Below are 15,872 nucleotides of genomic sequence, written 5' to 3'. Positions count from 1 at the left end.
GTTATTTTATTTAAAATGTGACATTCAAACCAAACATAAATGTACGATTAGAAGGATATATAAATTCATCGAAACCACGAGAATATACATCTGAAGAATTCACGTCCGGCGTATACCCCGAATAAGAGGAGATCGTAAAGAGATTCTCCGCATTGACATACACACGAGCTTTCTGGACAAAGCCATGAAACCAAACCGTAGGCAAGGTATAACCTACCTGAAGATTTCTCAAGCGGAAATAAGAACCGCTCTCCAAATAACGGTCGGATTCGGAACGGGCATTCCTATTCGGGTCGGTCCAAATCAGCCGAGGAGAGGACGCATTTTGATTTTCAGGCGTCCAATAATCCAAAGTACTTGCCAAATAGTTCGTACCACGGGTCACATCCGTCAATTCCAATTTCGTCGCATTATAAATTTTATTACCAGTGACACCTTGGAAACCAATCGAGAAATCAACATTCTTATACGTAATATTACCATTGATCGAATAGGTGAATTTCGGGAATGGGCTGCCACAATACACACGATCCTCATCATTAATCGTTCCGTCATTATTTGTATCCTTGAAACGAATATCGCCGGGTTCGGCACTCGGCTGAATCAGAACCCCATCTTTCTGATGAGCTTGCACCTCTTCCGTGCTATTAAAATAGCCGTCAGTAGGAATCAACCAAAAACCACCTATAGGATAACCGGCCAACGTTCTGCTCGTATAAGTTCCTCCATGAATCGTCCCACCGGTAATTACCTGCGATTCTGCCCCCATTTCCACCACTTCGTTTTTATTATAAGTTCCAAGGAAACTTACACCATAGGACAGATCCTTATTCAAAGACTCATTCCATCCCAAATTAAATTCAAATCCTTGATTACGGATCTTACCTGCATTACGAATCGGATCATTAGCACCTCCCGTAGAAATAGGAATAGGCACATTCAACAAGATATCTTTCGTATTCTTTACATACCAATCGGCAGTCAAAGTCAAACGATTACGCAGGGCCATAAAGTCAATACCGACATTCGTCATCGCCGTTTCTTCCCATTTGATATCCGGATTGGCAAACGTTTTTGGGAAAGCACCTTGTATCAGTCCGCTCTTTCCATCCGGATAATTAATGCCGGTCGTAACAACAGACACATATTGATAGTTATCAATTTCCTGATTACCTAGCACCCCATATCCGCCTCTCAACTTCAACTGATCCAACCAAGATACGCTATTCTTTACAAAATCCTCTTCTGCAATATTCCAACCAACAGATACCGATGGGAAATTACCATACCGATAATTGGAACCGAACTTAGAAGAACCATCACGGCGAATGGTCGCAGTCAACAAATAGCGATTCTTATAAGAATAGAAAGCACGTCCTAAAATGGAAGTCAACACGCTGCGGCTTGAATTACCACTTACGGCCAATCCTTGAGATGCGGCATCTATTTCAGTAATTCCAGTCGGCATTCCTTGCCCGGAACCTTGCATATAACGATACCGGGAATCCTGATATGTATATCCGACAAGAGCCGACACCTTATGGTCTCCGAACGTACGATCAAAAGTCAGCAAGTTTTCGACCAAAATATTACGTGTACGGGTCTGCTGTTCCGTCACCGCTGTTATATCATGTTTTGCCAGCCCGAAATCAAACAGACCTTCATAACTATTATAGCGATAAAATTGGAAATCCGGAGTCAGGTTTAACTTATATTTCAGACCTTTCATTAATTCTACGGAGACATAAGCATTTGCAAATATTTTTACATTATCACTATATCTCTTCATTAAATTATCGTCCACCATACCTAACGGATGAGTCAAATTCACAACGTCTCCGTACAAGCCACCATATCCACCTGTCCGGTTTTCATCATATTGTTCCCATGTCGGAATAGCCTGCAACGTATGTCCGACCATTCCCCCTCTAATGACCGAATATAAAGGATTACTTTGATCATAAGTCAACACGACATTTGTCCCAGCCTGGAAAATACCCTTCTTGAAATCCTGTTTGCTCTGCAACGTGTAACGCTGGTAGTTCGTGCCTTTCATCACGCCGTCCTGATTCGTATACCCCACACTATTATAGTAGGTGGAATATTTACCTCCTCCCTTCACAGAAAGCGCATAGTTTTGCATCAATGCCGGACCAAACATCAAGTCCTGCCAGTCATTATCCGGTTTTGAAGCCAAATCCTGTGCCATTTCGAGCGGACTCAATCCGGCCCCTTCTGGAAACGGTCGTCACTTCCGCCCAGCCGGCAGCATCCAATAAATCCAGATATTTGGAAGGCGAACTGACGCCGACATTGGCCGATAGATCGATAATCGGTTTCCCTTCCGTATTGCTTCCCTCTTTTGTCGTTACTATAACGACGCCGTTAGCTGCACGTGAACCATAAATCGCAGCCGAAGAAGCATCTTTCAACACATCGATACTGGCAATATCGTTCGGATTGATATGATCGATTCCACTCATATACATACCGTCCACGATATACAAAGGAGAAGAATTGTTCAACGTTCCGATACCACGGACCATGACACGGGTACTACCGCCCGGCGCACCACCCTGCGAAACGATATCCACACCGGCAATCTTACCTTGCAAGGCCTGCCCGATAGTAGTGTTGCTCTGTGTATTCAAATCATCTGTGCTCACGTTAGCTACAGAACCGGTCAAGTCCGCCTTTTTCTGCGTACCGTAACCGATCACGACAACTTCATCCAGCGTTTTCGTATCTTCCAATAATACGACATTGATTGTTTTTTGGTTACCGACAACGATCTCCTTTGACAGGTAACCAATATAAGAAATATTCAAAACCGAATTAGGATCGGCCTCGATAGAGAAATTACCATCTATATCGGTAACCGTACCATTTGTAGTACCTTTCACCACCACGTTCGCTCCAATGATCGCTTCGCCGTTATTATCGACAATCCGACCGGTTAAGACATGTGTCTGCAGTTGAGCGGCAGCGATCGCATCCCGGCTTTTCGAAGACAAAATAATATGAGTTCCTTCCATTTCATATTCGACACCCGCATTCTTGAACAGGTTATCCAATACCTCTGAAACAGGTTTCGTTTTCGCCTTTACCGAAACTTTCCGGTTAACATCTACCTGGTTATTATAGATAAACAAATAATCTGTCTGACTTTCAATCTCATTTAGAATTTCCTCTAACTGAGAATTGTTCTTGTTAATACTAACCCGGGCATTCTGCGAATGTGAATCTTCAGCATACGAACAGAATACGCAGGCTCCCAAAAGGAATGTGGATATTCGCATAGTTCTCAAGATTTTTTTACCTGACGGAGTTTTCGGATAATATCCCCCCGACAAAAAGTTTTTTTTCATACCTTTGTAACTGATTTGAAGTTAATACAATGAATTAAAATTGTGTTGATTGGAATGCCGGTAAATGCCCCCCAGCGCTTGCCGGCATTTTTCTGTTATTGACTGCCTGTTTTCATGTTTCCTTTTATTTTATAAGGTTAATACTAATTATTGTGTTTTTTATTTCTGTTCTTCTATTACTTGTGTTCACCTAATATAAATAATCTGATTTTCATCGTCCCGTTCATACTTGAAACGAATATCCCTCTGCAATACCCTCAACGCATAGTCGATACCGTCTGCTTGCCTGAACTTTCCCGTGAAATAGTATTTCAATACATTCTTATTCTCAACAACTATGCTAACTCCGAAATATTTCTCCAGATCATTCATGATCGAGAGGAATGATTCGTTCCGAAAACATATCAGTCCTTCTTTCCAACGATAGGGATTGTAATCGTCAACCGGAATGACTTTCAGCCTGCCGTCCTTTTGCAGGCAAGCTTTGCTGTCCGGCTTCAACATCAATGTATCCCCCAGACCGATACGGGAGGCAACTCGCACACTTCCTTCCATCAACGTAACCTCGAAATCGTCTTTATCGGAATAGCCTTCCACATTAAATTTTGTTCCCAGCACTTCCATATTACATTTGCCCGTTTCCACGATAAAAGGCCTTTTCTTATCTTTGGCTACATCGAAATAGGCTTCTCCGTCTACCGCTACCTGGCGTACGGACTTGTCGAACACAGCCGGGTAAACGATCTTCGTCCGAGCATTCAGCCAGACATTCGTCCCGTCCGACAGCGTGATGTTCACCCGTTGTCCGGTAGGAACATAAATGGATTGCATCGGCACAACTCCATTTTTATCTGAAACAAATTGATATAATAAGCTAAGCCCCAATGTCACAGCGACAGCTACCGCAATCTTGATTAACTCAGTTCCAAGAGAACTCAAGCTCCATGACTTGTGTCGCATCTTTTCTTCGATCGTTTTTTCATCGCCAAGAAGCAACATCGAGTCGAATATCTTTCTCTCTTTCAAGAATTCTCGTCTGTTTTCCGGGGAATGTTCCATCCATTGCCGGATCCGGACTTCTTCTTCATAAGAAGCGGCTCCTTCAAAGAACTTATATAACGTTTCCCTGTCCATTTTTCATCTTTTTACTTATGCTTACATAATACTAACAGTTCACAAGCCTATATCCCCAGTTAAAAATGGAAAAAATTTCATTTTTATATTTTTTCTTCCGATATCGAATACCATAGTTCTCTTGGAACTACGTTCTTTTTCAAGAAATATCCGTTCCAACCAGAACCCCTGTTTGTCATCATTCACAGTCTTGGAAACCTGCAATAATAGCTCCTTCCAAGAAGGATCGGGAATATTTTAAAATACTCTCCTGAAAGATTCCGAAGCTCTGAACGAAGTTGTAGTGTAACCGCACCAAAATCATAAGGGACAATCAATCCTTGTCTTTAGTACGGGTATTTCTATATAAAGTTTTTTGAGCAAAACAACTATCATACTATCATAATCAAATTTATATAATTGTAAAACAGCATGTTACTCCATGATAGTTCCTATTTTTAACTATCATTTATCTATCATAACTATCATGGGTAAAAATAATAAATCATTATATATCAACATTCTATCAAATTTCAGATATATTCTGAAGCTAATACAAAACAGATTAAATAGGCTCGTTTTTTCATGAAGACAAGCTACTTTTTGGTGAAAAACAACTTGAAAAGTTTCTTCAGACCCGGGTGGAAGGGCATGGGAGATCCGGGTGTGGAGGAGGTGGAGACCCGGATCTTCGTGAAACCGGAACGGGGATGTGGAGCTGTTTATCTGCCTTGTTTGAGGAGATTTTATGCACTGTTTCTGATTATAATCCAGTGGAATACCTGCTTTTTTAACCACGGTTTTGGTGAGGTTGCCCTAACGAAGTTGCGGTAAGTTTCCGTTATTCTAACAAAAATATTATATTTGCGACCATACAGCACAATTATGCAGGAAGATGAAAGCAAAATAAAATGGAGTCAGTTCCTAGCCGGCGATAATGAGGCTTATTGCTGGATATACAAAGTCTACATACAAATGCTGTTCCGTTACGGACACAACTTTACCTCCGATACGGAACTTATAAAAGATTGCATCCAGGATGTTTTTACCGGATTATACAAAAACAGAGAGCGTCTCATCGTTCCCAATAATATCAAAGTGTATCTGTTCGTTGCCATAAAAAACTGCATCCAACGAACTCTTTATAAAGAATCAATCTATGAAAGAAGTGCAATGGAACAAGTTCCATTTTTACTCGAACCAACTGTTGAAGACGAATTCGTCAATAATGAACAATACAATAATCAACAAAAAAAAGTTAAAGAAATCCTTTCTATTCTGACTCCCCGCCAAAAAGAGATCATATATTACCGATTCATTCAAGAAATGAGTATGGAAGATATCTGTATATTGATGGATATAAACTACCAATCTGCACAAAACCTAATACAACGGTCATTAAAAAAAATCAAACAAAATCACAGTTCTTTCGGATTATATCTTCTACTGCTCTACCTTTCAATGAAATATCAATAAATATATCTTTTTTTAAAAAAAGATTCTTTTTAATGAGTATAAAACAGAAAACAATGTCTCCTTATATAAAAAAGCCTTTTAAACAAATGGGGAAAGACTATACGAAATATAAGGCAGACGAGTTACTGAACGACGATTATTTTCTGCAATCGGAATTATATCCGACAGAAAATAATCGGAAGTTTTGGTATCAACTTCAGCAAACAGACAACACTTTTTCCAAAGAGATCGAAGTCGCTCGCCTTTTTCTTAAAGGCATAAAAAATTACTCAACAAATAGTATCCTATCAATTGACGAAGAAAAAGAATTATGGAAACGCATACAGACGGCCAATGCATCATACGAAAAACACAAAAAGAAAATTCATTTTCTAAAAATAGCAGCTTCTGTCGCAGCATCCTTATTGATAATTTCCGTTTATGGATGGCATACTTTACATGATCAGAAACAAGTAGTTAATTATGAAGCAATGATAAATTCTATCCCACAAGTAGATAATCCATCAGAGAATGTTCAGCTGATCCTTTCAAAAGGGAAACAAATATCTATTGAAGGGAAAGATATCCAATTGGAATATACAAAAGAAGGAAACATTAATGTAAACTCTGAAGAAAAAAGCATAAAAAAAGAAGAGGAGAAAAACGATGGAATCCAATCTTTCAATCAACTAATTGTCCCGATAGGTAAACGTACTTCTATTACATTTACTGATGGAAGCAAAATTTGGGTGAATTCAGGTTCAAAAGTGATCTACCCCGCTCAATTTACCACCGATAGTCGGGAAATATTTATAGAAGGAGAAATCTATCTTGACATAGTACATGATGAAAAAAGGCCTTTCATTGTAAAAACCAGAAAGATGGAAATCAGAGACCTTGGTACTCAGTTCTGTGTCTCTGCCTACAATAATGATGCAAACAGCCATGTCGTACTGGTAAAAGGAAAAGTTGAAATCGAAACAAAAGGAAAAAGGAAAAATACATTAAGTCCCAATCAGTTGTTCCTGTATGACAACAAGAAAGACAAAGAATCCGTACACCAAGTAAATACACAAGATTATGTTGCCTGGAAAGACGGGTATTATCAATTCAATCACCAGAAGTTAGACACTGTACTGGAAAAGCTCTGTAAATACTATGGGATCAAAATCCATTGGGACGAAAAAGTCGGTGAACTCACTTGCAGCGGAAAGCTGGATCTGAAAGAGAATCCGGAGAAAGTACTCAATGCTCTTCAGAACGCAGCCCCGATCAAAGTTGAGCAAATAGACGAACAGATTCATATTTTTATTGTTAAACATTAAAAATCAAAATATTATGGGACCTTAGATTCAGAGGAATAAAATTTTAGAAATTTTTCCTCAACAGTAAAATTACATGTATTAAAACCGTATTATAAACTTAAATCGTAACACAACATGAATAAGAACATCAGGTTTCCTCAAAAGGAAAAACAACCTAAAAAACTGATACGCGCCATGAAGTTTTTTCTACTTTTTGCACTCTTGACAACAGGATCATGTTTTGCTTCAGAAACATATTCTCAAGAAGCATCATTCTCTATGAACTACGAAAACAAAACGATTAAAGAAATTATTAACGAAATAGAAAACAACAGCGAATTTATCTTCTTTTACCTAGACAAATCTATTGATCTGAACCGTAAAGTATCTATCAATGTAAAAGAACAGAAAATAGAGACTATCCTTGATCAATTATTTTCCAACACGGAAAATAATTATTCCATATCTGACCGTCAGATAATCATTTCTAAAAAAGAAACACCTGTAAATACTAAAACAAATCAAAAAGACACACGTACAATTTCAGGTATTGTAAGAGATAATATGGGGCCTGTTACTGGTGCTAACATTGTTATCAAAGGAACGACCAACGGAACAATCAGTGACCTAGATGGAAAATTTACCCTGGAAAATGTTCCTGCCAACGCAATCCTGCAAATTTCCTATATCGGTTATCTTCCACAAGAAATTACAGTTAACAACCAGTCTTCTTATAACATTATGTTGAAAGAAGATAATCAATCACTCGACGAAGTCGTTGTTGTAGGTTACGGTACAGTTCGTAAGGCCGATTTAGCAGGCTCTGTAGCAGTTTTGGACAATAAGGCATTCAAAGATCAGCCGATCACACAGATATCAGACGCTTTGCAAGGTCGGGTGTCAGGCGTTCAAGTACAGAGCAGCGGTGTACCTGGTGGAACTGTTAAGATTCGCGTCCGTGGTTCCGGTTCTATCAATCGCAGTAACGATCCTTTGTATGTAATTGACGGTATCGTTCGTGAAAGTGGTCTGACAGGTTTGAATCCGGAAGACATTCAGTCCATGCAAATATTAAAAGATGCCTCTTCTACAGCCATTTATGGTTCCCGTGGTGCAAATGGGGTCGTTCTAATCACGACAAAAACCGGTAAAGCAAATGTCCGTCAAATCATGTTTGATGCACAAATTGGTGTCGGTACTGTAGCCAAACGTTACGAAACCCTCAATCCATATGAGTTTGCAACACTATATAATACATATCGGAAAGAGACATTCTCACCTGAACAGTTGTCCGCATTTCAAAACGGAACAGCAGGTACAGACTGGCTGGACGAAATCTTTCAAAATGGCATCACACAGGATTACAAACTAACTCTTTCAGGGGGTAGTGATAAAATCCAGTATATTATTTCTGGTAACTACGTCGGACAGGAAGGTGTTGTCAAAGAAAATACAAACAAACGTTATCAGGCACGTGCCAATATTACTTCTCAGCTGACAGACTGGTTACACCTAACGGCCGATGTAAATGCATCTCACAATGTGAAGAGAAGTGCCGATTTCAGCGCAGCAAAAGGTAATATTGTCAATATAGCAATGAATTATGCACCGGTACTCGGAATCATGAATGAAGATGGCACCTATACACGTGACCCATACAGTGCTATCACCCAATTGAATCCGGTAGGTCTGCTTAATGAGCAAATCGGAGAATCAATGAGAGATATCGTCAATGCTCATATAGACTTAAAATTCAACATTTTGCCTGGTTTAACTTTTACGACTAGCAACGGTATTGATTACAACGATGTAAAAAATTACTCTTTCGCTACCACAAAAGTATCCAGTTCAAGCAGTATGAGTAACAATGATGCGTACCGAATGACTTTACAAACGACAAATAACTTAACCTACAACGGTAAATGGGGCGACCATGCTTTGACTGCTACTGCCGTTTACGAAGCTACACAATCAGAATACCGCTATATGAATATCAGTGGGAATAATCTGATGACAGAAAGCGTGGGATGGTGGAATGTAGAAATGGCCGGCACCCGCAATGCGAAAAACGATTATTCAAAATGGGCTCTGATGTCTGGCGTAGGTCGTGTAATGTATAACTACAAAGACCGTTACATGCTGACCGGAACGATTCGTGCCGACGGCTCATCGAAGTTTTTCAACAATAAATGGGGTTGGTTTCCTTCAATTGCAGCCGCTTGGTCAATGGGCAATGAGAACTTTATGCAACATCAGAATTTCATACAAGACCTCAAGATACGCGCCAGCTACGGTTTGATCGGCAGCCAAGCCATCGATCCGTACGAAACATTGGGATTAATGACTCAAGCCATGTATGCATTCGGAGGAAACGCTTATTATACAGGATATTGGATTGGACAAACTGTTGCAACACCTGATTTATCATGGGAAACGACTCACCAATTCGACGTAGGTTTAGATTTTTCCATTTTGAATAGCCGATTGAATATATCTTTCGACTATTTTGACAAACGGACAAAAGACGGTCTACTAAAACGAACAATTCCAAATTATGACGGTGGAGGTTCTTACTGGGTGAATGCCGCTGAAATCAGCAATCGTGGTATTGACTTTTCTATCAATGCAAATATTTTCGAAAGCTCAGATTTCAGTTGGAATACGAACTTTAACGGTACTTATTTAAAGAATGAAGTAAAAGATCTGGCGGGTTTGGACTTTATCCAAGGTGCGAATATCGCTAGCGGAATGTTTTCCACAGATGGTGTCACCCGTATAGCAGTAGGACAACCGATCGGTGCATTCTACGGTTATGAATGGACTGGATTGGATGCAGCAGGTAATGACTCATTCGTTGATCGGAACAAGGATGGCATAATCGATAGCAAAGACCGTACCTTTATTGGTAAAGCCACTCCAGATTTCACTTTGGGATGGAACAATAGCTTACACTGGAAAAATTGGGACTTGAACATATTCTTTACTGGCTCATTCGGAGCTGAACGTTTCAATATGGTACGTTATACCGGTACCTCCATGACTGGTGACTTTGCTTTCATCACTCTTAAAGAGTATTTGAATGATAATTTCGATACAAAAGGACAATCAGCCCGCTATCCTTCCGTAAATGTTAAAGGTAATAATTATCAAGCAGCTGCAACATCTACAAAATATTTGGAATCAGCAAATTATTTCCGGCTAGACAATATCAGCCTGTCATACAATCTACCAAAAGCAGTCTCCAAATTTGCAGATCTCCGCTTTACATTTAGTTGTCAGAATTTATTCACTATAACCAACTATAAAGGAATGGATCCAGCTGGTATTTCATTTGTAGATACAGGTACAGGCAGTGTGGATGTAAACGATGGTATCGATCTTGGAGCTTATCCGTTAACTCGTTCATATACATTCGGAGTTCGCATGAATTTCTAACTAAAATAAAGCATAATTATCATGAAAGCAAAATATATATTATATACTTTAGGCATAGCCATGTTGTCAAGCTCATGTAATGATTTTCTTGACGAAGATCCAAAAGGCAAACTTACACCGGGAACTTTTTTCTCAACACAAGATGAATTGACAATGGCAACTTATGCGCTATACAAAAATGTCTGTTTAACACAGACCAATACCAATCCAACAATTCCTTCTTGGTTAGGTGACGATGTAACAGCTAACCCAGGCAGTAACAAACAAGCTTACGCAGAAATAGATGCCTTCCGAGGTTCAGATGCCAACAAAGGAGTAGAAGCAGCTTGGTCTACCTCATATGTCGTGATCAAAGCGGCCAATTATATCATAGAGAATGGCGCTAAAACGCCTACAACTCCAGAAGAAATAAATATTGCATTAGGTCAGGCCAAATATTGGCGTGCAGTACATTATTTCTGGTTAGTTCGTCGTTGGGGAGCCGTTCCTCTGATTTTAGACACCGAAGTCAACTACGAACGTCCTTTAGCCAGCATACAAGAGATCTATGATCAAATTGTCAAAGATTTACAAGACTGCGTTACTACGCTTCCGACCGATTACTCCAAACCTCCCCAGAAATATCAAGGGGCCAACATCTTCATTACCAAGCAGGCTGCTCAAGCAACGCTGGCTGCCGTCTATATGGCAATGGCAGGCTGGCCTTTAAAACAGACACAATATTATGCATCCGCTGCAGAACAGGCAAAAGCGGTTATTGACGGTGTAAATGGCGGAACATATGAATATATTTTAGAGCCGGAATATAAGTATGTATATGCTCCAAGTCATAATTATACGAATGAAACAGTAGTCGGCATCAATTTTTCCAGTGCTGTCGGAACTTGGTCAGAAGATTCACAGATGACAAATAGCCACTTATTCGAATCACTTACCGGATGGGGAGATGCATTAGGAGAAATCAAATTTTGGAAAGAATTTCCTTCCGGTCCTAGAAAAGATGCAACCTACAACCCAAAGATTCTAGAGGGTAACAAAGAAGGAGGCAAATTGTTGGATTGGTGGGATGAAAGTATTCCAGAACAACAACCCATGTTCTGCGCTTTTACCATCAGTGAAGACGGTGGGGATTATGATTATACAAAACCAGCCAATACCTCCTTAATGACCAACGATCACCGCCATCGTCTGATTCGTTATTCGGAAGTATTACTATGGTATGCCGAAGCACAGGCTCGTGCCGATGGCACACCGAACGCAATGGCTTATGAATGTATAAACCAAGTACGTGAACGCGCCGGTTTAGAACCACTACAATCAGGTATGAGCGGTGAAGCTTTTGCTAATGCAGCCTTGAAAGAACACGGTTGGGAAGTAGCTGGCTACTTTGTTGCTTTGGTAACCCGTCGCGATGACCAGATGCGTATGGAATTACTAGAACAGGCATTCAATGAACGTAAAGCCAACACAGCTATCGAAGTAGCTCCTGGCGTTATGCGAAAGGAAAAAGTGGAATTGCCGGCTTCTCTTACCTGGCAAGGTGAAAAATCCATTTATCTGCCATATCCAGCATCCGACACCCAACTGAATCCTAATTTGACTCGATGAATTTACCTTTCAAATTACGGTATTAGTCAAAATGCAACTTGTTGAGAACTGTTCGGGAATAAATCTCGAGCAGTTCTTTATCCCCTCAAAATCATCCTATTATGCATACTTAATAATAAATTAAAGTTGTGACACCATGAATTCTAAATTTCTATCAGCGTTATTGTTATGTGCAACTCCTCTTTTGGCTCAAGAGGTTCACATGAAATCTGTAACAGAGAAAATACCAACCTATCAAATCGGTGCCCCGGAAATCGATCCGATTTTTTTTACTGGTCGTGTTTATCAAGGAGCAGAAGGATATATTTACCCTTATCCCCTTTATGATATCCTAACAGAAAAGAAAATTGAAAAGGATTATAATGTACTCCGGTTGAACAATCAGTACGTAGACATTGCTATTCTTCCAGAGATCGGAGGCCGTATCTTTGCAGCCTCCGACAAAACAAACGATTATCCTTTTTTCTACACCCAAACAGGAATAAAACCGGCCTTGATTGGCATGTTGGGAGCATGGCTTTCAGGTGGTGTCGAGTGGAATATTCCCGATCATCATCGTGCCAGCAGCTATATGCCTATCAATTGGACAATGAAAGAAAATGAAGACGGAAGCAAAACCATCTGGGTAGGAGAGACAGAATTGCGTCATCGACTAAAATGGTCGATAGGTATATCAGTATATCCTAACCGTTCTTGGGTAGAAGCCAAAATCAAAGTGATTAACCCAACCCCGATGATCCAATCGATGTTATATTGGGCTAATGTATCCGTCCATTGTAACGATCAATATCAAGTGATATTTCCACCTGACGTACAATTTGGTGCCGATCATCATAAAGTATACTTCACAAATTGGCCGATCGGAGAAGCGAACCTCGGCAGCGGAAAAAATGCCAATTTATCTTGGTGGAAAAACTTTACGGGAAACTCCCGTTCTATTTTTGCCTGGGGTAGTGAAATGTCTTTCCTCGCGGGCTATGACTATGGAAAAGATGCAGGAACAGTACACGTAGCCAATCGGCATATCGTCCCCGGAAAGAAATTTTTCTTATGGGGGAACAATGCAAACGGCGAAATGTGGAACAAAATACTATCCGACAACGACGGACATTACCTTGAGTTGATGGTAGGCGGTTACTCCGATAACCAACCTGATTACAGTTGGATAAATCCAGGTGAAATCCGTGAATTCAGTCAAATCTGGTATCCGATAAAAGGTATCAAAGGCGTAAAAAATGCAACGAAAGACGCAGCCGTAAACTTTGAACCAACTGAAGGCAACAACTACCGTATAGGTTATTGTACAACTACTTCATACAAAAACGCCCGCGTTGTCGTAAAATATAAAAATCAGATAATACTGGATAAACAGGTCAACATTGATCCAGACAAATATTTTCTTGATCAAATAGCCGTGCCTGATTCCTTAATCCCCTCGATGCTCTACACTGCACTTTACGATGCAAAAGACAACTTGTTAGTCGATTACCGTCCGATCGTACAGGAAGAAAAAAAACTGCCAAAAGTTATCGACGGAACCAAACCTGTCAAAGAATACAAAACAAACGAAGAACTCTATCTGGCAGGTCTTCGCATCGACCAGTTCAACAATGCCCGTCTGGATTATATGGATTTTTACAACGAGGCTCTTTTACGTGACTCAATGGATGCACGTGTAAACATCGAAATAGGAAAACATTATATTCGCCAGGGAAAGTGGGAAAAAGCAGAACAGCACCTATTACGTGCTCAGGCACGCTTGTCCCACGACTATACAACGGTAAAGAATACAGAAGCCCTCTACTATCTGGGGTATTTATATCAAATGACAGGCAAGATCAGTAAGGCAACTGATGCTTATTGGGCTGCAACCTGGACTCCAGACTTCAAACATCGCTCTTTCTATGAGCTAGCCGTCTTGGCTGTCAAAGATAAGGATTACAAACAAGCGATGGACATGATCACCCAATCACTTTACGTTGGAGGACGTGACTTACAAGCACTTACTCTCAAAGCATATATTCTCAGGATGCAAGATAAGAAAGAAGAGGCACAGGAAACGATCCACTATATCCAACAGATTGATCCGCTTGATTACTGGAGTGCAGCCGAAGCTAGCTTATCCGCTTCACAAGGTGCTTCTTTTCTAAAAGCAGGAACGAATCATAACAGCAAAGGAATCATAGCTATACAAGAATTACTGGAAGTTGTGAACAATTACATGACTATCGGAGCAACAGAAGACGCACTTACTTTGCTGAACAGTGCTATTTCTTTAGGTGAACCTTATGCTTCTAATCCTTTGCTTTATTATTACAAGGCATATAATCTACTAAAAAGCAAAAACTCAATCGAATTCCAAACTTGTTTAGATAAAGCAAGATCGTTATCACCATTAAACAATTATCCTTTCCGGATTGAAGAAATAGCTCTTTTCAAAACGCTATTACAAAAAAGACCAGACGATGCGCTCCTTCACTATCATTTGGGTAATTTACTCTATTTTCTCGGACAGAAAGAAAGTGGTCTCGAACATTGGTTACACGCAACAGAAACTGATCCATCTTTTGCTATTGCAGCACGTAATGTAGGCTTCGGATATGGATGCCTAAACGACTTGGAAAAATCCATAAAATATTATGATAGAGCAATCAATGCCAATCCAAATGATCCACTATTATTGACAGAATCGGACAAAATATATGAGCAAGCAAACATCCCGACAGACCAACGACTAAAAAGACTGGAATCCCACTTGAAAACCGTCATGAAACATGACGATGCCGTGATGCGATTGCTTACACTCTATAATGCCGAATCAAAATATGACAAATCAATAAAAATACTGAATACCAGACATTTTCATTTATGGGAAGGAGGCGGACAAGTACACGATATTTACGCCGATTCACATATATTGAAAGGGATGCAATTTCTGAAAAGAAAACAGTACAAAGAAGCGATCCGAGAATTTGACCTTGCCAATCAATATCCGTCCAATTTGGAAGTAGCACCTTCACCCAATGGCGGTTACGAAGCCAAGATCTATTATTTATCCGGCATTGCATACGAAGCAATGAAGCAAACAGATAAAGCTAAGATATGTTTCGAAAAATCTGCTGACACACACTTCAGAAGCCATCTGACAGATTTAAATTACTATAAAATAAAATCTCTCAGGAAACTAAACAGAAATGGAGAAGCAGATGTAGCTCTAAGTAATATGCAAAAAACACTGGAACGTATACTGCGAAATCCAACGGATTCATATGCTAAATTCGGTGAAGCCAACCAAAACGTACAACAGAGCAATATCTCCTATTATTCCGGCTTGATACATCTCCTACAAAATAATCCGTCAGCAGCAAAAAATGACTTTACTCAAGCTCTTCAGCTCTATCCAGGAAATATTTGGGCTCAATTAATGAATAAAGATATTCATTGAAAAATAAAGCCTAATCTGGATAAAGAAGTAAACTCTAAAAGTTTTATATCTAAGCTTTTAGGATTCACTTCAAACTATTACAGCAAGCAAATATACACTCAAAAGTGTATCAAAATCCCCTTGTCCCCGCGCTTGATATAATGC

Annotated in this window: 7 protein-coding genes and 1 pseudogene; 6 read left to right on the top strand and 2 right to left on the bottom strand. The window is 39.8% G+C overall.

Features of this window, described 5'->3' with window-relative positions:
- Positions 1–10 precede the first annotated feature (10 nt).
- Positions 11–3,299, bottom strand: a pseudogene (locus NQ542_RS16755) (TonB-dependent receptor).
- 255 nt (positions 3,300–3,554) lie between these two features.
- A complete protein-coding gene (locus NQ542_RS16750; protein WP_005637554.1) occupies positions 3,555–4,502 on the bottom strand; it encodes a FecR family protein in 948 nt (315 codons plus the stop codon).
- Positions 4,503–5,066: 564 nt separating this feature from the next.
- On the opposite strand from NQ542_RS16750, the gene NQ542_RS16745 reads away from it, so the two are divergent.
- From NQ542_RS16745 to NQ542_RS16720, 6 genes are all read left to right on the top strand, one after another.
- On the top strand, positions 5,067–5,315 hold the full coding sequence (locus tag NQ542_RS16745) for a hypothetical protein (protein ID WP_005637558.1): 249 nt from the start codon (positions 5,067–5,069) through the stop codon (positions 5,313–5,315).
- A 51-nt stretch (positions 5,316–5,366) separates the two neighbouring features.
- On the top strand, positions 5,367–5,957 hold the full coding sequence (locus NQ542_RS16740; protein WP_005637560.1) for an RNA polymerase sigma factor: 591 nt from the start codon (positions 5,367–5,369) through the stop codon (positions 5,955–5,957).
- Positions 5,958–5,989: 32 nt separating this feature from the next.
- Complete coding sequence (locus NQ542_RS16735; protein ID WP_005637561.1) at positions 5,990–7,261, top strand: FecR family protein; 1,272 nt, start codon at positions 5,990–5,992, stop codon at positions 7,259–7,261.
- A 114-nt stretch (positions 7,262–7,375) separates the two neighbouring features.
- A complete protein-coding gene (locus NQ542_RS16730) occupies positions 7,376–10,675 on the top strand; it encodes a SusC/RagA family TonB-linked outer membrane protein (protein ID WP_005637563.1) in 3,300 nt (1,099 codons plus the stop codon).
- 21 nt (positions 10,676–10,696) lie between these two features.
- Positions 10,697–12,283 carry a RagB/SusD family nutrient uptake outer membrane protein gene (locus tag NQ542_RS16725; protein WP_005637565.1) on the top strand — a complete coding sequence of 529 codons (1,587 nt, stop codon included), beginning with the start codon at positions 10,697–10,699 and terminating at the stop codon, positions 12,281–12,283.
- A gap of 136 nt (positions 12,284–12,419) precedes the next feature.
- Positions 12,420–15,728, top strand: coding sequence for a DUF5107 domain-containing protein (locus NQ542_RS16720; RefSeq protein ID WP_005637567.1), 3,309 nt, complete (start codon positions 12,420–12,422; stop codon positions 15,726–15,728).
- The last annotated feature ends 144 nt before the right edge of the window (positions 15,729–15,872 follow it).

The organism is Parabacteroides merdae ATCC 43184 (assembly GCF_025151215.1).
Classification (GTDB): Bacteria; Bacteroidota; Bacteroidia; order Bacteroidales; family Tannerellaceae; genus Parabacteroides; species Parabacteroides merdae.
Note: the sequence above shows the minus strand (reverse complement) of the source record. Positions and strands in the feature narration are given on the sequence as shown.